This window comes from Embleya scabrispora DSM 41855 (assembly GCF_000372745.1).
GTDB classification, from domain to species: domain Bacteria; phylum Actinomycetota; class Actinomycetes; order Streptomycetales; family Streptomycetaceae; genus Embleya; species Embleya scabrispora.
This window is the reverse complement of record NZ_KB889607.1, coordinates 32,818-56,464: the sequence shown is the minus strand read 5'-3', so window position 1 is coordinate 56,464 and position 23,647 is coordinate 32,818. Positions and strand designations below refer to the sequence as shown.

At 72.1% G+C, this 23,647-nt stretch carries 19 protein-coding genes; 10 read left to right on the top strand and 9 right to left on the bottom strand.

All coding sequences use genetic code 11. The features are described from left to right. Positions 1-88 precede the first annotated feature (88 nt). From A3IC_RS0111200 to A3IC_RS0111175, 6 genes are all read right to left on the bottom strand, one after another. Positions 89-1,270 (bottom strand): DegT/DnrJ/EryC1/StrS family aminotransferase, encoded by a 1,182-nt coding sequence (locus A3IC_RS0111200; RefSeq protein ID WP_020550141.1) that lies wholly within the window; start codon positions 1,268-1,270, stop codon positions 89-91. Further along, positions 1,261-2,751, bottom strand: a complete 1,491-nt coding sequence (locus A3IC_RS53755) for a hypothetical protein (protein ID WP_052173401.1) — start codon at positions 2,749-2,751, stop codon at positions 1,261-1,263. Before A3IC_RS53755 ends, A3IC_RS0111200 begins: the two co-directional genes overlap by 10 nt. A gap of 94 nt (positions 2,752-2,845) precedes the next feature. Continuing rightward, positions 2,846-3,931 (bottom strand): GNAT family N-acetyltransferase, encoded by a 1,086-nt coding sequence (locus A3IC_RS0111190; RefSeq protein WP_020550139.1) that lies wholly within the window; start codon positions 3,929-3,931, stop codon positions 2,846-2,848. Beyond that, a complete protein-coding gene (locus A3IC_RS0111185) occupies positions 3,928-5,031 on the bottom strand; it encodes a glycosyltransferase (RefSeq protein WP_020550138.1) in 1,104 nt (367 codons plus the stop codon). Before A3IC_RS0111185 ends, A3IC_RS0111190 begins: the two co-directional genes overlap by 4 nt. Beyond that, positions 5,031-6,953, bottom strand: coding sequence for a CpsD/CapB family tyrosine-protein kinase (locus A3IC_RS62135; protein WP_052173399.1), 1,923 nt, complete (start codon positions 6,951-6,953; stop codon positions 5,031-5,033). Before A3IC_RS62135 ends, A3IC_RS0111185 begins: the two co-directional genes overlap by 1 nt. Positions 6,954-7,100: 147 nt before the next feature. Continuing rightward, positions 7,101-8,297, bottom strand: a complete 1,197-nt coding sequence (locus A3IC_RS0111175) for a glycosyltransferase (RefSeq protein WP_020550136.1) — start codon at positions 8,295-8,297, stop codon at positions 7,101-7,103. A 129-nt stretch (positions 8,298-8,426) separates the two neighbouring features. On the opposite strand from A3IC_RS0111175, the gene A3IC_RS62130 reads away from it, so the two are divergent. From A3IC_RS62130 to A3IC_RS0111145, 6 genes are all read left to right on the top strand, one after another. Beyond that, the gene (locus tag A3IC_RS62130; RefSeq protein ID WP_020550135.1) at positions 8,427-9,551 is read left to right on the top strand and encodes a glycosyltransferase; all 1,125 of its coding nucleotides are present in this window, start codon (positions 8,427-8,429) and stop codon (positions 9,549-9,551) included. Positions 9,552-9,673: 122 nt separating this feature from the next. Continuing rightward, positions 9,674-10,795: an ABC transporter permease gene (locus A3IC_RS0111165; RefSeq protein ID WP_158695907.1), complete on the top strand. Its 1,122-nt coding sequence runs from the start codon at positions 9,674-9,676 to the stop codon at positions 10,793-10,795. Next, the gene (locus tag A3IC_RS0111160; RefSeq protein ID WP_020550133.1) at positions 10,785-12,005 is read left to right on the top strand and encodes an ABC transporter ATP-binding protein; all 1,221 of its coding nucleotides are present in this window, start codon (positions 10,785-10,787) and stop codon (positions 12,003-12,005) included. Before A3IC_RS0111165 ends, A3IC_RS0111160 begins: the two co-directional genes overlap by 11 nt. Positions 12,006-12,011: 6 nt before the next feature. After that, positions 12,012-13,283: a glycosyltransferase family 4 protein gene (locus tag A3IC_RS53740; protein ID WP_020550132.1), complete on the top strand. Its 1,272-nt coding sequence runs from the start codon at positions 12,012-12,014 to the stop codon at positions 13,281-13,283. Beyond that, a complete protein-coding gene (locus A3IC_RS62125) occupies positions 13,280-14,359 on the top strand; it encodes a glycosyltransferase family 4 protein (protein ID WP_020550131.1) in 1,080 nt (359 codons plus the stop codon). Before A3IC_RS53740 ends, A3IC_RS62125 begins: the two co-directional genes overlap by 4 nt. 33 nt (positions 14,360-14,392) lie before the next feature. Next, positions 14,393-14,839: a group II truncated hemoglobin gene (locus A3IC_RS0111145; protein ID WP_020550130.1), complete on the top strand. Its 447-nt coding sequence runs from the start codon at positions 14,393-14,395 to the stop codon at positions 14,837-14,839. 108 nt (positions 14,840-14,947) lie between these two features. On the opposite strand, the gene A3IC_RS62120 is transcribed toward A3IC_RS0111145, so the two are convergent. From A3IC_RS62120 to A3IC_RS0111130, 3 genes are all read right to left on the bottom strand, one after another. Continuing rightward, positions 14,948-16,093, bottom strand: a complete 1,146-nt coding sequence (locus tag A3IC_RS62120) for a glycosyltransferase family 4 protein (RefSeq protein WP_020550129.1) — start codon at positions 16,091-16,093, stop codon at positions 14,948-14,950. After that, positions 16,090-17,166 carry a GNAT family N-acetyltransferase gene (locus A3IC_RS0111135; protein ID WP_020550128.1) on the bottom strand — a complete coding sequence of 359 codons (1,077 nt, stop codon included), beginning with the start codon at positions 17,164-17,166 and terminating at the stop codon, positions 16,090-16,092. Before A3IC_RS0111135 ends, A3IC_RS62120 begins: the two co-directional genes overlap by 4 nt. Before the next feature lie 78 nt (positions 17,167-17,244). Next, positions 17,245-18,171, bottom strand: coding sequence for a polysaccharide deacetylase family protein (locus A3IC_RS0111130; RefSeq protein WP_245599216.1), 927 nt, complete (start codon positions 18,169-18,171; stop codon positions 17,245-17,247). A 337-nt stretch (positions 18,172-18,508) separates the two neighbouring features. On the opposite strand from A3IC_RS0111130, the gene A3IC_RS0111125 reads away from it, so the two are divergent. From A3IC_RS0111125 to A3IC_RS0111110, 4 genes are read left to right on the top strand one after another with little or no spacing between them, the layout of a single operon-like run. Next, positions 18,509-20,107, top strand: coding sequence for a GNAT family N-acetyltransferase (locus A3IC_RS0111125; protein ID WP_020550126.1), 1,599 nt, complete (start codon positions 18,509-18,511; stop codon positions 20,105-20,107). Continuing rightward, entirely contained in the window at positions 20,107-21,684 is a 1,578-nt protein-coding gene (locus tag A3IC_RS53725) for a GNAT family N-acetyltransferase (RefSeq protein ID WP_020550125.1), read from the top strand. The genes A3IC_RS0111125 and A3IC_RS53725 overlap by 1 nt, the downstream gene beginning before the upstream one ends. Then, positions 21,681-22,496 (top strand): polysaccharide deacetylase family protein, encoded by an 816-nt coding sequence (locus A3IC_RS0111115; protein ID WP_020550124.1) that lies wholly within the window; start codon positions 21,681-21,683, stop codon positions 22,494-22,496. The genes A3IC_RS53725 and A3IC_RS0111115 overlap by 4 nt, the downstream gene beginning before the upstream one ends. Continuing rightward, positions 22,489-23,646 carry a glycosyltransferase gene (locus A3IC_RS0111110; protein ID WP_026218130.1) on the top strand — a complete coding sequence of 386 codons (1,158 nt, stop codon included), beginning with the start codon at positions 22,489-22,491 and terminating at the stop codon, positions 23,644-23,646. Before A3IC_RS0111115 ends, A3IC_RS0111110 begins: the two co-directional genes overlap by 8 nt. Position 23,647: the final 1 nt, after the last annotated feature.

The following is a 23,647-nucleotide window of genomic DNA, read 5'->3' as shown; positions in this document are numbered from 1 at the left end:
GGGCCGAATTCACACCGGCCGGCGCCCAGGCGTGCCCGGCGGCGCGGACCCCCCGGATCCGCCGGGACACGCCCTGTAGGCGAGCCTGCTAGGCCGAGGCCGCCCGTACCTCGCCGGCGTGCTCGTGCACCCGTACCACCGCGTCCGCGACCCGGCGGATCGTCGGCTCGTCCATGTGCGACCACAGCGGCAGCGTCAACACCCGCGACGACACGTCGTCGGTGATCGGCAGCGGCCGCGAAGGCAGGTGTGCGTACGCCTTCTGCCGGTTCACCGGCGGGTGGAAGTAGCGGCGCGAGTCGATCCCGTCCGCCTTGAGCGCGCCGGCCAGCGTCGGCACGTCCAGGCCGAAGGCGTCGGGGTCCACGATCAGGGTCAGGTCCTTCCAGGTGGACACGTCGCCCTCGGCGAGCGCCGGCAGCCGCAGCCCCGGTACGTCGCGCACCGCCTTCGCGAACACCCCCACCAGGTGCGAGCGGGTGGCCACCCGCTCGGGCAGGCCCCGGAGCGAGACCAGCGCGAGCGCCGCGTGCAACTCGGACATCCGCGCGTTGAGCCCCGGGAACAGGCAGTCGTAGTCGCCCGGATTGCCGTACCCGCGGCCCAGCCGGCAGGCCTGCGCCAGCCCCTCGTCACGGGTGGCGATCAACCCGCCCTCACCCGCGATCACCACCTTCGTCGGGCTCAGCGAGAACACCTCCGCCGCGCCGAAGCCGCCGATCGGCGTGCCCGCGCGCCGGCTGCCCAGCGCGTGCGCCGCGTCATAGACGATCGGTACGTTCGCGTCGGCCGCGACCTTCGCCAAATCCTCGACCCGACACGGCGTCCCGTACACGTGCGTGGCCATCAACGCGGACGCGCCCGACTCGGCCAGCAGCGCCGCCGCGTCGGTCGGGTCCAGGGTCAGGCTGTCCGGGTCCACCTCGGCGAACACCGGAGTCGCCCCCGCCCAGTGCGCCGCGTGCGCGGTGGCCGAGAAGGTGAACCCCGGCATCGCCACCGCACCGCTCACCCCCAGCGCCTGCAGCGCGAGCATCAGCCCGCTCGTGCAATTCGACACCGCCACCACGTACGGCACCTCCAACTGCGCCGCCGCGGCCTCCTCCAGCTCGCGCACCGTGGACCCGTCGGTCAATTGACCGCCGGTCAGGATCGCGTCCAGCCGCCGAGCCAACTCCTCACGCTCGGGCACCCGCACGCGTGTCAGCGGCAGGCCCTCCGCGAACATCGCGTCCCCACCGAGCACCGCCGGCTTGCCGGTCACCGCCATACCCCATCCCCCCTGGATTCACCGGGATACCCCGGACTGGTCGAACTCACTTCTCCACTCATGGCATCGGCCGCGGGGGACGGCGTATGCCGCCCCATCGTCCGCCGCCGCCTGCGCTCCGAACTCCCACCCTTGTCGGTATCGGTGCGATCCGGCTTCGACACCGCGAGCAACACCAGCACGAAGGGGAACACCTGGACCCGTTCGCGGGTGAGGATGCCGAAGTTGCGGATGTTCGCGAACGCGAGCGCGAACACCAGCGTGTAGACGATCACGAAGGCCACGTAGGGTCTTCGGATCAGCAGACCCGGAATGCGTTTCAACCGGGGCAGCGCGACCACGAACAGGCCCATCAGCACGACGCCTTCGAGTGACGCCACCAGGGCCTGGATGTTGTGCGCCTCGAAGGGGAACGGCCGGAACAGCACGGTCACCAGCGATTGCGGCAGCGCGGCCGGCGAGATGGACAGCGCCGCCGAATCGTCCACCGCCTGCGCCGAACCGCCCTGCGCGGTCTGGGTCTGTGTCTTGGCGATCACCTGGTTGGCCTGCGCGGCCCCGATGCCCGGTGTCCCGAAGAAGGTGCCGACCTGCTGGAGCGCGAGCACACAGCCCACGCCGAGCACCAGGATCCCGAACCCGGCCCGCAACGGGCCCAACGCGGACGCCTGTTGCGGTCGATTGCGCAGCAGGTAGCCGACGCACAGCCCGCACAGCAGCAGCACCGTCACATGCGGGCGCACCATCGTGGTGCCCACCGCGCCCAGGATCAGGAACACGAACGCCCCGCGCCGGCGCACCAGGAGCAGCGCCACACCGTAGGCCGCCATGCCCAGCGTGAACATCATCCAGGTGTCCTTGCCGATTCCGGACGGCCAGAACAGCAGCGACGGCAGGAAGAACAGCAGCTTGCCGTAGCGGCGCCGGTCACCGTCCGGATAGGCCACGTTGAACGCGCGCCAGAACAGGTACAGGCCCCAGAACCCCAGCCACGAATAGACCAGGTAGCCGGCCAGCAGCGACTGCCCGACGATCGCGTACACGATCCCGGTGACGATCATGATGAAGCCGGTGCCGATCACCTTGCGGCCGATGTCCACGGTGAAGTCGCCGTCCCGAAAGTGCGGCGCGATGGCCCGCCCGACCAGGTCGTAGGTGGCCGCGTCGGCTCGGCCCTCGTAGAGCACGAAGGACATCCAGTACCGGGCGAAGCACGCGAGCAGCTTGGCCACCAGCGCGCCGATCACGAGCCGGCGTACCCACGGCGGCTCGTCCCGAGAGAACCGGGACAACAGCGGCACACTGATCGTCAGCAGCAGCGGGAAGACGATCAGCGCGCCCCATGTGTCGTACGGGCGGTACTCCATCGCCCACGCGAACACCGAGACGTAGCAGCCCACCGCGGTGAGCGCGAGCAGGGAACCCCACGGCAGCCGCGACGGAGGCACCCACCGGGTGTACGGCGCAAGACGGGACGACAACGGAGCTCCTTGCGGGGACGGCGTACCTGTGCGGCGTCGGGCGGGCGGCGGTGGGAACCGGCTCGGGGCCGGCCGGCGGCTGCCCGCCGGATGGCTAGAAGACCTCCAAATCCCCCAGGGAGAGCTGCCACGAGCGCAGGTCGTGGACGTCGATCGGCTGCGGATGCACGGTCCGGGCGACCAGCAGCATGCCGGTGCGCGGAGGCGTCGCGTATCCCGCGTAGCGGGCCGCCCGCGCCGCCTCGGAGCCGCGTGCCAGATGCGTGGCGACGTGGTCGCAACCGGACATGGCCACCCCGGAGAACAGCTTGCGCGCGGTGTCCCGGTCGCCGGGGCGCACCACCATCTGGGACAGCGTGAATTCGACCAGCGGACCGCGCAGCCGCGGGCGGCCGAACACCACGCCGGTCAACTCGCCGTTCTTGTACGAGGCCACCACCCGATAGTCCAGACCCGGCGCGTCGCCGTAGCGCCAGCGCAGGAAGTCGCCGGTGAGCGCGGTACGCAGCTTGTCGTGCCCGATCGCCGCGTCGCCCGCGTCCGCCTCGGCGACCAACTCGTCGAAGCCCACCGCGGCCTTGGGGTCGGAGAAGAACTGACGAGCGGTCGGGAAGCGGCAACGAGCGGCCGGATCGACCGAGTTCCAGGCTTGCGAGGTGCCGGACAGATCGCCGGTGGCGCGCAACTCCTTGAGCCCGCGGGCGAACGCGATCGGCCGGATCGGGTGCAGCGACACCGGCACCTTGCCGACCTCGTGCCAGCCCATCTTCAGATAGCCCGGCAGGCTGTTTCCGTTCGGGGTGTTGAACACCAGCGAGGTGTCCGCCTCGATGTGCTCCAGCAGTTCGGTGGTCAACCGGCGGAACAGGCCGCGGCCCTGGACGTCCGGGTGGGTCGCGGTGTCCACCGCCCGCACCGCCCGGATCACCTCACCGCCGAGCACGAACTCCCAGCGCAGGAACAGCCGTACCGCCACCACCCGGCCGGCCGCCTCGGCGACCAGACCCGGGCTGGCGCCGAACGGGTTGTCCCGATGCTTCCACCGAAAGAACTCCGAGGTGCGCTCACCGGTCGGCCCGCCCGACAACGCGTCGCCGAGCAGCGCCAACACCCGGGGCTCGTCGTGCTTACCCAACTCGCGCACGGTGAACGGCGAACCGCCTGCCTGTGGCCCACTCACCGCGATCCCTCCAGCACTGACGCGTACACGTCCTCGATCCGCCGCTGCGCGCCCGCGACGTCGAACGCGTCGGCGCGTTCGGCCGCGGCCTCGCCGCACGCCCGCCGGCGCGACGAATCGCCGGCGAACGCGGTCAACGCGTCGGCGAACGCCGCCGGATCACCGGCGGGCACCACCGTGCCCTCGACCCCGTCGGTGACGATCTCCGGCATACCGCCCACGGCGGTCACCACCGAGGGCAGGCCGACCGTCATCGCCTCCATCAGTGAGACCGGCAGACCCTCCTGGCGCGAACTCAGCGCGAACACGTCGAACGCCGGCAACAGCGTCGGCACGTCGCCGCGCGAACCGGCGAAGACCACCGCGCCCTTGAGGTCGGGACGACTCGCCCGCTCGCGCAGCGTCGCCTCCAGCGGCCCTGAGCCGATCAGCACCAGGACCGCGTCCGGATGCCGGGCCCGCAGCAGGGCATGTGCGTCGAGCAGACCCAACTGGTCCTTCTTCGGCGTGAAGTTGGCCACCGTGCCGACCGTGAACGCGTCCTGGTCCAGGTCCAGCGCCTGCCGGGCCCGCTCCCGCGCACCCGGGCCGGCGAACGCGTCGCCCAGGTCCGGGCCGTGGTGGATCACCGTCGGCGCGATTCCGCGCCGCAGCCGGGCCGGCTCGATGCTTTCGGCCACCGCGCCGGAGACCGCGATCACCCCGCTGTTGCGCCGGTAGGTCAAGGCGTTGGCGATCCGGGTGGGGCGCCGATAGCGCGGCCACATGTTGTGCTCGGTGTGCACGATCGGCACGCCGCGCGAGAGCACCCGCGCGGCGACCGCCGGGACCGGCATGTGTGTGTGGATCAGGCCGTATTCGCGCGCCCGCAACAGCGCGCGCAGCCGCAGCGGCCAGGTCCGGCCACCGCCCAGGCAGTGCACCGTGATGCCCAGCGCGCGCAGGTTCGGCACCAACGCGTCCTTCCACGGCAATACGTAGGCCACCTCGACCTCGTAGCGTTCGCCGTCCAGGTGCCGCGCGCAGTTGACCAACAACTGCTCTGCGCCACCGCGTCCCAGACCCTTGGCGAGCCACAGGACGCGAACGCGGTCACCCATCAGCGATCCTCCGAGCCGAGTTCGACGGTGGACCACGTGTCGAAGTGCGGCCCCAGATGCGCTCCGTCACCGGCGCCGTTGCGCAGCGCCCGCTCCGACGCGGACTGCACCCGGAAGCCGGGATCGGCCGAGTCCTCGGCCGAGGGGAGAGAGTCGGCACGGTGTGTACCCCGACCGCTTTGCGGCGATTCGTGTTCGCCCTCGCCGAGTTCGCGGCGCTTGGCCCAGCTCGGCGCGGGCCGCTCGGCGTCCTCGTCCTCGACGGGGCTCGCCTCGGCCGAGCGGCCGCGCAGCACCAGGCCCGCGGTCGAGCCGATCCGGCCCACCGGGCCGGTGCGAGGTCCGCGCTTGAGTCCGCCGCCCATCGAGCGCTGCGGGTCCACCCCGAGCAGCACGACCCCGGCGATCGGCACCCCGGTACGGGTCAACAGCTCGCCCACCCGTGATGCCTGATCGGCAGTCAGGTTGCCGCTGCGGGCCACCACCAGCATCGCGTCGGCGTGCTGGACCAGGTCGTTGGTGTCGTTGGCGTACAGCAGCGGCGCACTGTCCACCAGCACCACGTCCGCGTGGTGTCGGGCGCGTTGCACCACCTCGCCGGCGCGCAGCAGCAGCGCGGCCGGGTAGGCGGCCGGTGCGCCCGCGGTGATCACCCGCACGTTCGAGATGTCGGTGCCGCGCACCACGTCCTGAAGGTCTATCTCCTGCTCGGCGAGCAGCACCTCGGACATGCCCTTGCCGGGCTTGGCGCCCAGGTAGAGGTGGGTGGCCGGATTGCGGAAGTCGCAGTCCAGGACCAGCACCGAGCGGCCCGCCTCGGCCAGCGCCGCGGCCAGGTTCGCCACCGTGCTGGTGCGCCCGTCGCCCGGCCGCGGTGACACCACCAGGATCACCGGTGCCGGGTCGCTGATCCGGCGGACCGGCATCGCGGTGGCCCTGGTCTGGCGTGGATCGGTGCCGCTGAGCCGATAGGCCAGCCCGGGCGGCCCGGACAACAGCAGCGCCGACCGCAGCGTGCGATACGCCTCCGCGACCGGGCTGTCCGGGCGACCGGCGACCAGCACCGCATGCCCCGCGCGCTGACGCCGGGTCGCTCGCGGCACCTCGGCGATCACCGGGAGGCCGAACGCGTCCTCCAACTGGATCCGCCCGCGCAGCCGCACGTCCATCCGATCCACCATCAGCGCCGCGATCAACCCGAGCGCGAGCCCGAGCGCCGCCGCGAGACCGATCCGCAGCGGACGCGAGGTCGGCGCCAGAATGCTCGTGGTCGAGTCGGGCGTGCTCTTGAGGCCGTCCATCACCTCGACCTTGGGGTCGTTCAGCGGATTGACCAGCTCCTGCTGTTGACCCACCAGCGTGGTGTACTGCCCGCGCTTGGCGTCGAACTCCGCCTGGAGCGTGGCCTTCTTGCCCACCGGCGCGTTGGTGGTGCTCTTCTCCAGACCGTCGATGTCGGTCTTGAGCTTGTCCAACTGGCCGGTCATGCTGTCCGCTTGACCCTGACGGGTCTTGCGCTGCGAATCGCCGAACGCGGCGACGGTCTCCTGCGCCCACGCGGTGGCCAGATCCTCGGCCGCCTTGCGACTGGGCGCCTTGGCCGCGATCTGGACCAGACCCAGGTCCGGGTTCAGTTGCGAGGTGACCTTGGACGCCAGGACGGCCGGATCCGGGTTGTTCAGTCGCTTCGCCACCCGGCGGGCCACCTCACCGCCGTCCGTCATCAGTTGTACGGGCGCCAGATTGAACTCCTTCGCCGAGTTCGGCGCCGGGACCACGTTGACCGAACTGGTCCACTGATTGCCCGTGCCCTTGGGGTCCGACGGGGTCAGGATCAACCCCGCGAGCAGTCCGATCGCAAGACAGGCGAGTACCAGCGGCCAACGGCGCTGGAGAACGGAGAAGTAGCTAGAGGTTTCCACCGGTCCCCCTCCGGTTCGAGTTGCCGCCCTGCGCACAGACCGCGGGGCAGGCCAAACGTAGAGCACTCGCGGTCCCGATCGGTCCCGGGACTGTGCCGGAAGTGTGGAGATTCCGTCGAGATCCAACCGGATGTGTTCGCGTGGCCGTCACCGCACCGGACCTGACGACACGTCACGGCCGGCTCGTGGGTCGATGGCCCGGGCATAGAACGCGACCATCCGGTCGCAAACGCTGTCGATCGTGTACTCCTCGCCGAAACGTCGATACGCCGCTTCCGTGCGCATCGCGGTCTTCTCCCGCTCCGTCAGGGCCGCAACCAGCGCCGTCGCCAGCGCTTCGGGCGAGTCCGGCGGCACCAGCGCCGCGCAGTCGCCCGCTCCGGTGATCTCGCGCACCGGAGGCAGGTCACTGGTGACGATCGGCGTCCCCACCCCCATCGCCTCGATCAGCACGCTGCCCAGCCCCTCCCAGCGCGAGGGCAGCACGAACACATCGGCCGCGCCCATCAGATCGGGCACGTCATCGCGATGTCCCAAGAACCGTACGGGCTCGGCGCGGCCGGCGGAATCCCCGATTCCGCCGGTTTCGGCGGCCAGTCGGCGCAGCGACTCGGTCCGGCTCCCGTCCGGCCCGGCCAACAGCAGGACCGCGTCCGGGACCTCGCGGCGCACCCGGGCGAACGCGGTGATCAGCACGTCCAGACCCTTCTGGTACTCCTGCCGGGCGGCCGTGACCAGGACCGGGACGTCCGCCCCGATGCCCAACGCGGCCCGGGTGAGTTCGCGGCGATCCCGGGCGGCGGCCAGCAGTTCACGGTCGCGCCCGCGCGGCACCACCTCGATGCGCGAGCGGCGCACACCGAGCCGGCGGGACATCACGCCGGCCACATGCTCGGTCAACGCGTGGAAGCGGCGCACCCCGCGCGCGCTGGCCGCGTCCAGGCCCTGGGCGGCACGCAGCTTCCACGGCCGGATCCCGGGCTGGGCCCGCATCTCCGCGCCGTAGGAGGTGTTCACCAGGCTGGACACCACCGGAACACCGGTCGCCAGGGCGGCGATTCGCCCGGCGATGTCCGCCTCGTACAGGGTCGTGTGCACCAGGTCCGGTCGGCGATCGCGGATCACCCGCGCCAGCCCGCGCGCCGAGCCGGCCCGCGAGCCGTGATGCACGCCGAACAACGACACGCCGGCCTCGGCCAACTCCGGTTGAAATCCGTCCAGATCCAAGAGATACGCGATGTCCAGCGTGATCCCCCTGCGGATCAACTGCGGGGCCATCGCCACCGCCGCCCGCTCGGCCCCACCGACTCGATCCACGCTGTCGATCACCTGGAGCACGTGCACTGCATCACCTCTGCCATCCCCGCCGTCTCCCCGGCAAGCCGCCGCCCACAGGGCGCCCCCACCCCACACGGCTGAGCATGTCATCGATACGCCCCCGACGGGGCGGGATTCGTGACAACCTGTCACCTCATGGGGACACCGACGGACCGGCGTGCGGTCCTGCACGTCGTGACCGACCCCCGACGCCGGGGCTCACAGGCGTTCGCCCACGATCTGGACACGGCGCTGCGCGAGCGGGGCCGGGCCTCGTCGATCGTCGCGCTCGCGGGCACCGGCGAGATGGACATCCCGATCCTGGGGCCGGGCCGGCTGCACCCGCGCACGCTGCGCGCACTGCGCCGGCGCGCGGTGGCAGCGGGCCTGGTCGTCGCCCACGGCTCGACCACGCTGGACGCCTGCGGGATCGCACTCGCGGGCGCCGGGACGCCGTTCGTCTACGTCAACATCGGCGATCCCCGACACTGGGCCAGGGACGCGCTGCGGCGGGCCCGGGTCGCACTGATGCTGCGTCGTGCGGCGGCGATCGCGTCGGTGTCGCCGATGGGGCGCGAACTTCTGCTGGACACCTACCGGTTGGCGCCGGAGCGGGTGCGGGCGATTCCCAACGGCCGCCGACCGGAACGCTTCCTGCCCCCGGACGAGAGCGATCGGGCCAAGGCCCGGGCCGAGTTCGGGCTGCCGGCGGAGGCGACGGTGCTCGCGGTGGTCGGCGCGTTGGCCGACGAGAAGCGGGTCGCGCTGGCGATCGAGGCGTTCGGGCTGCTCGCGGACGCCGAGCCCGCGACCGGAGCGGGCCATCGCCAAGTCCCGACCCACCGCCTGCTCGTGGCCGGAGAGGGCCCCGAACGGGCGGCCCTGGAGGCGCTCGCCGAGCGGCGGGTGCCGGGCCGGGTCACCTTCACCGGCAACCTCGCCGACCCGGGCCCGGTGTACCGGGCCGCCGACATGCTCGTATTGTCCAGCACCAGCGAGGGCGTCCCGGGCGTGCTCGTCGAGGCGGCCCTGAGCGGAGTCCCGGCCGCGGCCACCGATGTCGGCTTCGTGCGCGACGTGGTCGTGGACGGGGTCACCGGCGCGCTCGCCGACGTCGGCCCCGGCCCCGGGGATCCGCGGGCGCTGGTCGGCGCGATCCGCCGGGTGTTGGGCGATCGGGACGCGATGGGGCGTGCGGCCAGAGCTCATTGCCTGGAACGGCACGCCATGGAGACCGTGGTGGACGCGTGGATCGCGCTGCTCGACGAGCAAAGCCGATGACGCTGCGGGGCCGCGTGGAGGGGAAGAGGTAGAGCGGGAGCGCCGATTCCCGTACGGCCGAATGCGACTCGTGGGGAGATCGCATGTGCCAAGGTTGTTGTCGAACCAGGGAGGGGGAGTCCGTGGGGGAGTATGTGGGGGGTGCCGTCGGCATGCCCGGCGACGGCATGGGCCGGGTCGACGATGTCGGCCGGGTGGGCCGGCACGCGCGGCCGGGCGGCAGTGTCGACGAACCCGCCGACCACCGAACACACGTCAACGGAGCGCCCATCGCGGGCCACGGGGGAGCGACCACGCCGACCATCGACAGTCGCACCGGCACCGGACGACACGCGGCGCCCATGGCGGGCGTCGGCAGCGGAACCGGCCGGATCGCCGCAGCACAGGCACCCGACCCCGAGATCAAGGGACCACCACCGGAACTCAAGTTCAAGCGCCGCACCAGCCTGATCCGAGGCATCCGCGAACTGTGGCACTCGCGCGAACTCGTGCGCACCCTGGCCGAGCGCGACCTCAAGGCCCGCTACAAACAAGCCGTTCTCGGCTTCGCGTGGGCGGTCATCACGCCCGTGTTGCTGATGCTGGTGTTCACCGTCGTCTTCCAGCGCGTGGGCAACCTCAGCGAGACCGCGCACAAGTACGACGTGCCCTATCCGCTGTTCAGCTACCTCGGATTGCTCCCCTGGACGTTCTTCATGTCCTCGGTGACCCAGGGCTCCTCGTCCCTGGTGTCCAACGGACCGCTGTTGAACAAGGTCTACTGTCCGCGGGAGGTCTTCCCGTTCGCCACCGTGATCGTGGCCACCGTGGACATGCTGATCGCCTCCTCCGTACTGGTCGTGCTCTTCGCGGTGTACACCACGCCACCCGCGGCGACCGCCTGGGCGCTGCCGATCCTGCTGCTCATCCAGTTCGAGGTCACCCTGGGCGTCGTGCTCGTGCTGTCCGCTGCGGTGGTCTACTTCCGCGACATCCGACACGTGCTGCCCCTGCTCATGCAGATGGGCATGTTCGCCACCCCGGTCGCCTACGGGATGGACCAGATCACCAAGGACTGGCTGCTTCCGTACGTGATCTTCAACCCGCTCGCCGCCGTGATCGACGGCTACCGACGGTCGATCCTGTACGGACAACAACCCGACTGGGAACTCACCGGCGCCGCCGCCGGATCGGCGACCGTGCTCCTGATCGTCGGATACAAGATCTTCAAGAAGCTCGAAGCGGGGATCGCCGATGTCGCCTAGCCCGACGACGACCAAGGCGCCGGCCAAGCCGGGCACCCTTCCGCTGGGCACCATCCGGGCCGAGCACCTGTGGAAACGATTTCGCGCGGACAGTCAGCGCATGCTCCTGCGGGACAACCTGGGCCGCATCGCGCGCAAGATCTCCGGTCGCGACCAGGCCGACTGGCGCTGGGCGTTGCGCGACATCGACATCCACATCGACCCCGGCGAAGCGGTCGGCCTGATCGGCTCCAACGGGTCGGGCAAGTCGACGCTGCTCAAGATGCTCACCGGGGTGATGTACCCCTACGCCGGCCGACTCCAGGTGCGCGGGCGGGTCGGCGCCCTGATCGAGGTCCGCGCGGGCATCCACCCGGACCTGACGGGGCGTGAGAACGCCTTCCTGTACGGCTCGCTGCTCGGCCTCAAACGGGCCGAGGTGGCCAACCGGTTCGACGACATCGTGGATTTCGCCGAGTTGGGCACCGCGATCGACCGGCAGGTCAAGTGGTACAGCTCCGGCATGCAGATGCGACTCGGCTTCGCGGTCGCCGCGTTCCTGGAACCGGACGTGCTCCTGGTCGACGAGGTACTCGCGGTCGGCGACGCGCTGTTCCAGCAAAAGTGCCTGGACCGGATGCGGGTGGTGCTGGAACAGGGCACCACGCTCGTCCTGGTCTCGCACGACCTCGCGTCGGTGGAGTCGATCTGCACCCGCGGAATCTGGCTCGAACAGGGCGAGATCCGCACCGACGGCCCGATCCGGCAGGCGCTGCGCGGGTATCGCGACAGCGTCGAGGAGGAGACCGAGGCGCGCACCCGCACCGACGAGGCCATCCGCACCAGCTACGTGGACGTGCGCGGCGTGGACACGGCCGGCCCCACCACGAACCGGTCGATGGTGGTCGAGGCGGAGTTCACGGGCGACCACCGCGGACCCGCCACGGTGCACATCGGCGTCACCGAGGGCACCGCGAGCCCGGTCTTCACCACCCGCCGGGAGGTGCAGTTCGGCCGATCGGGCAACCGGGTCAGGTGCACTCTGGACCGACTGCCGCTGCCGCGTGGGCGATACGCCCTGTGGATCGGGGTGTACGACCAAGACGGCCACCCGCTGACCACGTGGCATCCGGCGAAACAGTTCGACGTGGCCGGGCCCGAGCTGGACACTCCGCCGCGCGCGGTGGTGCTGGCCGCGCCGGTCTACGTCGACCACACCTGGGAGGGGTGACCGGCCGTGCGCATCCTGGTGTGTCCGCACGACATGCAACTCGGCGGCAGCTCGATCAACGCCGTGGACCTGGCCCGCGCGGTTCGCGACCTCGGCCACGAGGTGTGGGTGATGGGCCGTCAGGGCCCGCTCCGGCAACGGGTCGCCGCTGCCGGGCTGCCGCTGCTCGCACTGCCCGAGCGGGCGCGCGTGCGGCCCTCGCCCGCGGTCTCCCGCACGATCGCCGCGGCGGTGCGCCGGCACCGGATCGACGTCGTGCACACCTATGAGTACTGGCCGCTGGTCGAGGCGTTCCTGGGCGCGTTCGTGCCGCGCGGCACCCCGGTGCTGGGCACCATCATGTCGATGGGCAGCCTGCCGCCGTACTTCCCGCGCACCGGCGTGCCGCTGACCGTGGGCTACGGCGAGTTGTACGAGGAGACCGGGGAGCTGCGCGGCCTGGAGGGCGCTCGGGTGCATCTGCTGGAGCCGCCGGTGGACACCGCGATCGACCATCCGATCGGGTCGGCGACCGCCGACGGCGAGCCGGAGGTGGACGTCGACGCGTTCGCCGCCGAACACGGCCTGCTCAAACCGGCACCCACCGTGGTGGTGGTGTCACGGCTGGCCAGGCACCTCAAGCAGGAGCACCTGGAGCGCACCATGGACGCCGTCGCCCGGCTGGCCCCGGAGGTGCCCGGGCTGCGGCTGGTGATGGTCGGCGGCGGCTCGATCGAAGGCGAACTCCAGGCTCGGGCCGCCGCACTGAACGGCGACCTGGGTCGGCGCGCGATCGTGCTGACCGGTGAGATGGCCGATCCGCGCCCGGCCTACGCGCTGGCGGACGTCGTGGTGGGGATGGGCAGTTCCGCGTTGCGCGGGATGGCCTTCGGCAAGCCCACCGTCGTGGTCGGCGAGCAGGGCTTCAGCAAGGCGGTGGCACCGGAGACGATCGGCGACTTCGACGCGCTCGGCTTCTACGGCCTGGGCGCGGGCCGGGTGCCGGTCGAGCAGGACCCGCTGCTCGGTCACCTCATCGCGTTGCTGCGGGACGAGGCTGAACGCGAGCGGATCGGCACGTGGTCGCTGGACCTGGTGCGCCGGCGGTTCGCGCTGGACGGTCAGGCCACCCGGTTGGTCGAATGGTACGAACAGGCCCGGGCGGAGCGTCCGGTGGCTCGGGGCCGGGTGGGCGAGGCGGTCCGGGTCGGCGGGCGGCTGGTGGGCTTCAAGGCGACCCAGCGCGGCCAGGCCCTGCGCCGGCGCACCCGCGGCCCGCGCCGGGCCACGACCGGATGAGCGAGCCGACCGGCCTGACCATGTTGCACGTCGGGGCCTTCTCCGGCTCGGCGCCGGCGCTGCGCCGGGCGCTGGCGGACCGCACGGCGGTCGAGGCGCACGACCTGATGCCGCTGGCCCGCGCGCCGGGCCTGGCCGGCGCGCGGTTGCGGGCGGTGCGCGAGGCGCGCCGGGCCGGGCCCGGGACGCCGTGGACCAAGACCGACGCCTGGACGGCGGCACTGGACCGAAGGGCGCGCGCGCGCGGACTGCTCGGCCCGCGCCGCCCGGTGCTGATCGTGCAGACGCTGCCCGCGTTGGTGCCGCCGGCGGGGGTGCGCTACGGCGTGTACACCGACCGAGTGGGCCTGGAGGGCGCGGCGGTCGGCGGCGTACACCGATCCCGGTACACCGACGGGTGGTTGGCCCGCGAGCGGCGTCTGTTGCTGGGCGCGCACCGGGTGTTCGTGATGGGACCGAGCACGGCGGACGTCCTGGTCACCGAGTACGGCTTGGCCGCGGACCGGGTGCACGTGGTGGGTGCGGGTACCAACGTGGAGCCGGCGACGGCGGATCCCGGCCCGCGCGCGGCTGATCCGCCCCGGTTGTTGTTCGTCGGCACGCAGTGGGAACTCAAGGGTGGCCCGACCCTGCTCGAAGCCTTCGCCCGCCTGCGCGCACGCGACCCGCGGGCGACGCTGACCCTGGTCGGCAGCCGCCCGGAGGGTCCGCTGCCGCCCGGCGTGCGCGCGCTGGGCCGGGTGCCGCACGCCGCGATGGGCGCCGCTTACGACGAGGCGGACGCGGTGGTGATCCCCACGCACATGGAGGCGTTCGGGATCGCCCTGGTCGAGGGCCTGACCCGCGGCCTGCCGTGCGTGGCCTCCACGGTCGGCAACCAACCGTGGATCGTCGGCGACGCGGGGCTGACCGTACCCCCGGGGGACGTGCACGCCTTGGTCGCGGCACTCCACCGACTGAGCCGCGACTACGCCGACTTCCGTAGCCGAGCACTCGCACGCGGGGCGGGGCTGCGCGCGACGATGACGTGGCCGGCGGTCGCCGACCGCATTCTGGCCGAGTTGTGTGGTGGTTGACAGCAGCCTCGTCCGCGTCTGAGATGTGGGGGCATGGAGACGCTTTTCGAGCACGCGGGCGGACACGAGGGTCTGCGCCGGTTCATCGACATCTTCTACCGCAGCGTCCTGGCCGACCCGGTGCTCCAACCGCTGTTCGGTGCGGGGCGCCCGGAACACGTGGACCACCTGACCGCCTTCACCGCCGAAACGTTCGGCGGTCCGGACGATTTCACCCGGGACATGGGCGGCTTCCTGCATCTGATCGAGGTCCACCGGGGCCTGAAGATCACCGAGGAACAGCGCCAACGCTTCGTCGATCTGTACCTGGCCGCCGCCGACGCGGCCGAACTGCCGTCCGACGCACCATTTCGGGAGGCGCTGCGCTCGCACGTGGAGTTCGGCACCCACGTGGCCAAGCAGAACTCGCACGCCGAAACCGACGACGAACTGCACCCGCTCCGCGAAGTTCCGCAATGGAACTGGCCGTCGACCGAATAGCACCGCTCTTTCTCCGACCGCGGTCCGGCCGGGTACGAGCCGGACCGCGGACGAGCGGGCGATGGTGCCCGCACTCGCTCGTCCGCAGCGATCCCTCGTGGTCACGCCCTAGCGGCGCCGAAGTGCCGCGCGTTCGTAGACCTGGGCGAACCCGTCGAGCATGTGCCGGCGGGTGAACCGGGCCAGGGCCCGCTCCCGGCTCGCCGCGCCCATTCGGGCCCGCAGCGCGTCGTCGGTCAGCAGTTCGCGGCACGCCGTCACCAGGCCGCCCCGATCGCCCGCGCGCAGCAGGCGTCCGGTGACTCCGTCCGCGACCACGTCGGTCACCCCGCCCACCGCCGTGCCGACCACCGGTACGCCCGCCATCATCGCCTCGGCGACCGCCAGCCCGAAGCCCTCGTAGTGCGACGTGGACAAGAACAGGTCGGCCGCGTCGAAGGCGTCGCTCAGCCGCGCCAGCGGCGGAACCACCCGAACGTGCTTGCCGACACCCAACTCCTCGATCAGCGCCGGGACCTCCGGCTCCTGACGGCCGATCACCAAGAACACCACCGGCGGCCCCGCGTCGCCGAGTTCGCGCACCACGTCCGCACCGACCCGCACCATCAGCGGGATGTTCTTCTGCGCCGCCCGGCCGACCCCGACCACGACCAGCGCGTCGCGCGCGATGCCCAGCTCGGCGCGCAACGCCAGGCCCGCCGCCGGGTCGGGCTCATGCACCGGAACGCCCAACGGCACCAACGGGATCCGGTCCGGTCGCCATCCCACGATCGCCGCCGTCGCGTCGCGCACATGACTCGAGTGCGCGAACGGGCGGAATCCGGCCGCCTTGACCATGCCGACCTCGATGCCGTTGGTCAACCGCGAGTGCAGGCCGTCCTTGAGCGGCTCGTGCACCTCCAGGACCCGCGGCGTTCCGGGGGAGCCGAGGGCGGAGGGCAGCGAGAGGCGGGCGGTTCCGCTGTGCGCGTGCAGCACGTCCGGACGCAACCTGCGCACCCGGGAGGCGATGCGCAGTCCGAGCCGGATCTCGTCCTGGGGTCGGGCGGGTCCCTCGTGGTCGAGTGCGTGCACCGTTACATTCGGCCCCAACTCGTCGAGTCGGTCCTCCGCCCAGGCCGGCCTGGCGATGATCGCGTGGCAGTCGAAGCGTTCCGGGTCGAGCCCGGCCAGCACCTGCCGACTCACCTGCGGGATTCCACCGCCGACGCTGAGCCGCCACACCACGTGCACGAGCCTGATGCGATCCTTCACGCTTCCCCCCGAACCGGCCGCAGCCGGCGATCCCTGACCCGGCGAGCGGCGGACTTCGCGCCCAACAGCGCGCCGCCCGCTCCCCGGGCCACCAGCCATGTCGTGTCGTATCGATCGATGGCACCGAATCGGTGCTTGAACTCCTCGGCCCCGCGCAGGAAGTCGAAGGTGCGTACGTCGCGGGCGGCCAGCGCGGTGAGCGTCTCGTGGAAGAGCACGGTGCCCAGACTCGCCTTCGCATAGGCCGGATCCCAGCCCAACTGGTAATAGGCGAAGGTGTCCTGCCACAGGAACCCGTACAGGATCCCCACCGCGTGGCCGGCCGGATCGCGCGCGATCAGCGCGCACGGCCCGCGATCGGCCTCGGCGCGCGCGGCGAGCGCCGCGTGCAACGGACGCCGCGTGGCGTCGAACGCGCTCGACCCGCCGATCGCCTCCCGACGCAATCGGTGCAGCCGCAGCAGGTCGTCGAAGAGTTGCGGGGTCATCGCGTCGGGTGTCACCCAGTCGAAGGTGATCCCGTCCTCGGCCAGCTTGCGCGCCTTGCGCCGTACCCCCTGCCGATGCCGGGCCGAGCCGAGTGCGGCCGGGTCGGCGGGCATCACCGGGCAGGCGGTGCGCTCGATCTCGCGCGCGCCCGGCGGCAGGAACGGATCGCCGGTGGTGGCATCCAGGTGCGGGAAGACCATGCTGCGCCGCCGGGCGAGCGAGGCCAGCCACGCGCGTACGTCCTGGTGTCGGCGCGGATCGACGGCGAACCCGCAGTGGTCCGCGGCGCCCGGCCCGGTGCCCAGCAACGTCCAACTCAGCACGCCGCCGGGCAGCCGCGGATGCAACCGCTCACGGGTGCGCAGCAGCGGTACGACCGCCTCCGCGGCACCGTCCCGGCCGCGCCAGACCGCCACCACCGCGCGACCGGCCTGCTCGCGGCCCAGCGACTCGGTCCAGCCCAACACCCAGTCGGGCGTGGTGAAGTACGACGTCCCGGGCGTCGCGGCCACCAGCGCGCGCCAGGACGGGACAAGGGCCGTCAACTCGCCGGGCGAGCGCAACAGCGTGGGCAGAGCAAGCACGATGATCCCCCCGGATCTGTCCGTCGACCGGATCCGCGCAGTGAGTGCCGATCCGAACGACGCGCCGATTCAAGCAGGTCAACGCCCGCCGCGCAGCGAGTGCAGGGCCGGGTGCAGTCCGGACAGGATGGTCGCGAAGCGATCCGGGCGGGTGTTCGACCCCACGCGCAGGCGGGAGATCCGCAACGCGTGGTTCGGCAGCCGCGGCCCGAGCCGGTGATCGAACAGGAACGCGGTGCGGTAGCCGAGCTCGACCAACAACCGCTCGGCCCGCACGTCCCAGTTCCCGTTCGGATACGCGAACGAACTCGGGGCGCGACCGAGCAGTTCGGTCAACCGCTCGTGTGCCCGCAGCACTTCCGAGCGTACGTCGGCGTCGGAACACCGGTCCAGGAGCGGGTGGGTGAGCGAGTGGTTCTCCACCCGCACGCCGCCCGACTCCAGGATGCCCAGATCCGCGCCGGTCAACTGCGGGGTCCGGACCGGCTCGTGGTGCTCGCGCAGCGCCGCGAGCAGACTCAGACGTCGCTCCTGCGGCACCGTCTTCAGGTACGCCACCCATTCGCTCGGCGAACGCTCCGGCTCACCCGCCACCCGCGCCCCGGCGGCGACCAACCGGTCCGCCTCATGCCACCAGAAGGGCGTGCGGGAGTCGATCGCCGAGGCCACCACGTACGCCACACCCGGGATGCCGCGCTCGCGCAGGAGTGGCAAACCGTGTTCCACGATGCTGCGTTCACCGTCGTCGAAGGTGAGCAACACCGCCTTCGCGGGCAACGCGCGTCGCGTCGCCAGCGCCGTCTCCACCTCGTCCAGGGACACCGGCCGAGCGATTCGGCGCAGCCGGTCCAACTGCCCCGCGAACGTGGTCGGATCCGAGATCCCGTGATATCCGAGCACCGCGAGCCGCAACCGGGCACGATGCGCGAACCACACCTGCGCCGGAGACCGGCGCAGCAACGCGTCGCCCCCGGACCGTACCGAGCCCACCATCGAACCGCCCACCCAAGCCTCCCCAGCCCCGCGGCTCCCGTAGCCGGAACCGTAACAGCGGGCACACGTCCCGTCAGCCGGTCGCCGAACGCGCGCCCACGGCCGGTCACCCGACGTCCATCCACCGGTCACATCGGGGCAAGCCGGTGCCGCGTCCCCGAACCCCGGATATCGGGGAACATCACTGACGACTCGTGGACGGATTGCGAAACACCCTTCACGCGTGACCCATCCGGCCTAATCTGGTCGGCGGGCGACTCGCGTCCCGGCCGTGTGGGGGCGGGGGACGCGGTCGGGCACAAACGTTCCGATGCTGCTCACATCGGGACCGCGAGGTGGGGGCCGGGCGATGGTCAATCGTGCATCGACCCTGCGCGCCGAGGAGATCGATGCCGATCTGGCTCGCGCGTGGGACGAATTGGTGGGGGGACGGGGGGTCCAGGCAGACGTCTTCGATACGCACGCGTGGATGTCCTCGTGGGTGGCGAGTCGTCCCGAACGCGCCGAACATGTACGCATACCAGGCGTATTCGCCGCCGGTCGCCCGCTGGCCCTGCTCCCGCTGGAACTCGACTCGGCCGGCCGCGCACACGAACTCGGCCGCGGCCAACGCGAACGGACACGTGTCGTGCTGGGCACCCCCGAGCCGCAGCCCGCCGTACTGCGCCAACTCGTCGGGGAACTGCTCCGGATCGGCATTCGGGAACTGACCCTGTATCGCATGCCCAGCCGAGACCCGGCCACGCACGCCCTGCTGGCCGCGCTGCGCGAGGCGGGCTACGCGGTGGACGTCCGCGAACGCATGACCGACATGATCGAGGCCACCCCCGACGGCTGGGCCGGCTACCGGGCCCGACACCGAGGCTTCGACAGCGCGATCGGGCAGACCACCCGGCGGGCCGGACAACTGTGGAAACTGCGGGTGACGGCCTTCGGCGCGCCGGGCACCGCGCCGCTCGCGGCCGGTCTGGCCGACCACGAGGAACTGTTCGACCTGAGCTGGAAGGGCCGACTCGGCGCCTCGCCCGAGCGCCGCAGGCTGCTCACCCAGGCCCTCGACGCACGTGGCATGGCTCGGCTGTACGTGCTCTACGCCGACGACCGCGCCATCGCGTCCTGCCTGGGCGTGCGCATCGGCCCGGTCGTGCACTGGCACACCGTCGCCTACGACCCGGCCGCCGCACTGCTGTCCCCGGGCAACGTGGTGCACTGGCGGGCCCAGGAACTGGCCTTCGCCGAAGGTGGGTTGGCGTTGATCGACCTGCTGCCCGGAGAGAGCCCGCTCAAGGACCGGATCAGCACCGAACGACCCGCGCTGCTGGACGTGTGCGCCGCCCGGGTGCCCCGCCGGGTGCTGCCGCTGCTGCGCGGCGCCCGCGAGGTACAGCGCGCGGTCCCCATCGCCACCCGAGCCCGGGTCCGCAGCCTGCGTGCGCGGGTGAGCACCGCCGACGCCGGCACCTCCGGCACCGCCCGCCGGTTCGAGGCCAGACCCGCGACCGACGTCCCGACCCGGGCCGGCGTCGAGCTGACCATGGACCAACCCACGCTGCGCCTGCTCACCGTGGCCTGCGCGCGCAAGGGACCGCGGGAGATGCGGGCCGACTGGGGACCGGACGACCGCTGGTACCGGATCGGCGCCGGCCCGCTGGCGGTGGCCCGTGTCGATCACCACGAACCCGTACCCACCCTGCGCGAGGTCGTGCGCTACGACCCGACCTACACCCTGGAGGCGATCGCGCTGATGCTGGCCGACCTGCTCGCGTCGCCCGTCCGCTACCTGGACGAGGTGCCCGTGCGCGACCCGCGCCTGCGCTGGCCCCGCGGGTGGAGCCCGCCCACCGCCGGTCCCGCCTCGACGGGAGCCGGCCCGCTCGCCAAGGTGCCCGCCGGGTCCGCCGCCGGGGCGAAAGCGCGCGGTGCGCTCAGCCGCGTCGAGGGGGTCTGATGCGGGCCCGCCCGATGCATCCGCTGGAGATCGATTCCACGTTCGCCGCGTCCTGGGACCGGCTGGTGGCCGCCCGGGGCGTGCACGCCGACCCGTTCGACACCCACGCGTGGTTCGCCTCCACCCTGCACGGCCACCACGACCCGCTCGACGACATCCGCGTGGTGTCCGTGCTCGACGACGCCGACCAGCCGCGCGCGCTGCTGCCGCTGGAGCGGATCGGCGCCGAACGCTGGGGGGTCTTCTCGGCACACCGCAGACCCCGCAGCCACGTGGTCGTGCACCCCGACGAACCGCACGGCGCCGACTCGATCGCCGACGCCCTCGCCCGCACCGGCATCCGCGAACTGCGCCTGCACCGGATGCCCAGCCGGGACCCGGAGACCCACCGCCTGATCGCCGGACTACGCGCGTGCGGCTACACCGTCTCGGCCCGGGAGAAGGCATGCGACATGCTGGCCGGCGTCGAAGGCGGCTGGGCCGGCCACAAGGCCCGGTTCCGCAGCTTCGACCGCTACGCGCACCGCTTCGCCACCCGGGTACGCGCGCACTGGGACCTGACCGTCGAGGAGACAGCCGGCTTCGGCGCCGCGCACGGAAGCGACCCGGACGCCGCATTCGCCATCTACACCGACCTGTTCGCACGCAGTTGGAAGGGCCCGCTGCAACCCGCCGCCGCCGAGGCCCGCCGCGAACTGATCGCCCGCGCCGCCCGACACGACTGGGCCCGGCTGTACATCCTGCGCGTGGACGGCATACCCGCGGCGATGCACCTGTGGTTCCGCCTCGGCGACGTGGCCACCTGGCACTCCACCGCCTACGACGAACGCTTCGCCGCGCTCGGCATCGGCACCGTGGTGCAATGGCAGGCCCAGGAACGGGTGTTGACCGAACCCTGGCCGACCGGCAGCAGCCCGCGGCTGGTCGATCTGATGCCCACCCGAACCCCGCAGAAGTTGCGACTGGCCCCCGAACGCCCCGCGCTGTGGGACATCGAGGCGATCCGCGACCGACGCCTGCTGGCCGCCACCCTGCCCGTGCGCGGCTTCGCCCGGGCCACCCGGATGTCGATCGAGCAACACCTGCGGGTACGCCGCGCCAAGGCCACCGCCGAAGCAGCCACCCCGGTCGCCGAGACGGTGATCCCGCCCGCGATAAACCCGCACGGCGAAAGCGGCCACAAACTCGACCCGGTCCACGAAGCCGGCGTCGAGGACAACCGGCCCATCGCGCTGGCCTGTGGCTATCGGGGCACCGACGCGGTCGACGGCGGCCGGACCCGCGGCGAGACGTGGTGGCTGGTCGGCGAGGAGCCGCACACCCTCGTGCACCTGGGCGCGGACCGCATCGTGCACACGGTCGCCGCGCTGGGCGCCGACCGCGAGCGACCACGCGCGTGGCAGCCCGACGAGGCGGTACGCAGCGTGGCCACCGCCCTCGGCGAGACCCTGCGCCTGAACCTGCCCGACCCCGCCGGCGGCGCCGGCACCCCGCTCCGTCAGGAATCCGAACCGGTCCCGTGGCCCCTCGCCCGCACCGGTCCCACCCGGCTCACCTCGAAGGGCACCACCCGATGACCGCCATCAGCGGCGACCGCGTGCGCGCCACGCTCAAGCGCGGCCTGGCCGCCACCGCCCTCGACCGCGACCCCGCACCCGGCGCGACGCTGCTCATCTACCACCGGGTCGGCGGCGGCAGCCGCGACGAACTCGACCTGCCCGCAGACGCGTTCCGCGCCCAGCTCGACCTGCTCCCACGCGCGCACGTGGTCTCCCTCGACACCGCCGTGGACCGGCTCGCGGCCGGCGACCCGACGCCGTCGATCGTGCTCACCTTCGACGACGGCTTCGCCGACGTGTACGCCAACGCCTGGCCCGAACTGCGGGCCCGAGCGCTGCCGTTCACCCTCTACCTGGCCACCGGATGCATCGGCGAACAGATGCGCTGGGAGGGATCCACCGGCACCAGCGGCGGATCCGCCGCGCTGAGCTGGGACCAGGTCGCCGAACTGGCCGACTCGGGCCTGGCCACGATCGGCAACCACACCCGGAGCCACGCCCGCCCCGAGGCACTGACCGCGACCGAACTCGACGACGCCTCCGACGACATCGAGCGCCGACTCGGGCTGCGCCCGGCGCACTTCGCCTATCCGTGGGGGATCGCCGTCTCGGACATGGAGCACGCGCTGCGCTGCCGGTTCCGCAGCGCCGCCACCGGCGTGCTCGGCCGCAACCTCCCGGGCTGCGATCCGATCCGGCTGCGCCGGGTCCCGGTCCGGCGCACCGACCCTCCCGCGTTCTTCCGCGCCAAACTCGGCGGCCGGCTCGTGCAGGAACGCGCCTACGCGGCCGTGGTCAGCCTGGGCAAGAGGGCCGGTGCGCATGCGTGAGCCGCGCGGGCCGGGCGGTCGACCCCTGCGGGTCGCCCACCTGACCACGATAGACATGAGCCTGGCTCTGCTCCTGCGCACCGAACTGGAGGAGGACGTCGCGGCGGGCTTCGAGACCTACGGGATCAGCGCCGCCGGCCCCTACGTTCCCGAGATCGAGGCGCTGGGCGTCACACACGTGCCGCTGAACTCGCTGACCCGTGCCTGGAGCCTGCGCAGCGACGCGGTGGCCGCCGGAGAACTGGTGCGCACATTGCGCCGATTGCGCCTGGACGTGCTGCACACACACAACCCCAAGACCGGGGTGCTGGGTCGGATTCTGGGCCGCGCCACGGGCGTTCCGGTGGTGGTCAACACCTGCCACGGCCTGTGGATCCGACCGGGTGACCCGTGGGCCCGCCGGGCGTTCGTGCTCGGCACCGAGGGCCTGGCCGCCCGCGCCTCGCACGCCGAGCTGTACCAGAACGCCACCGACCACACGACGCTGCGCCGGGCCGTGCCCGGGTGGCGCTCGCGCGTGGTCGGCAACGGTACCGATCTGACCCGCTTTCGACCCGACCCCGCCGCTCGTGCGGCCGTTCGGCGGGCACTGAACGTGGCCGAAGACGAACTGCTCGTGGGCGGAGTCGGGCGGCAGGTCGCGGAAAAGGGCATCCTCGAATACGTGGAGGCAGCCGGACTGCTCGCGGGCAAGGCCCGATTCGTCTGGATCGGACCGGAGGACCCGGACAAGGCCGACGCGGTGACCCGTGCCGTGCACGGCTCCCGGGTCGAATTCATCGGTGCGCGCTCGGACATGCCCGCCGTGTACAACGCGCTCGACGTGTTCGTGCTGCCCTCGCACCGCGAGGGCTTCTCACGATCGGCCATGGAAGCCGCGTCCTGCGCGCTGCCCATGGTGCTCAGCGACATCCGGGGCTGCCGGGAGATCGGCACCCACGGTGAACATCTGCTCCTCGCGCCACCCGGCGAGCCCCGGTTGTTGGCCGCCGCGATCGACCGCCTGATCACCGAACCGGACCTGCGCGCCGAACTCGGCGCCGCGGCCCGGCGGCGCGCACTGGCCGAATTCGACCAGCGCAGGGTGGCGGGCATCTCGATCGACACCTATCGGGCCGTGGCCGGGCGCCGCGGCCTGGGCTGGACTTGAC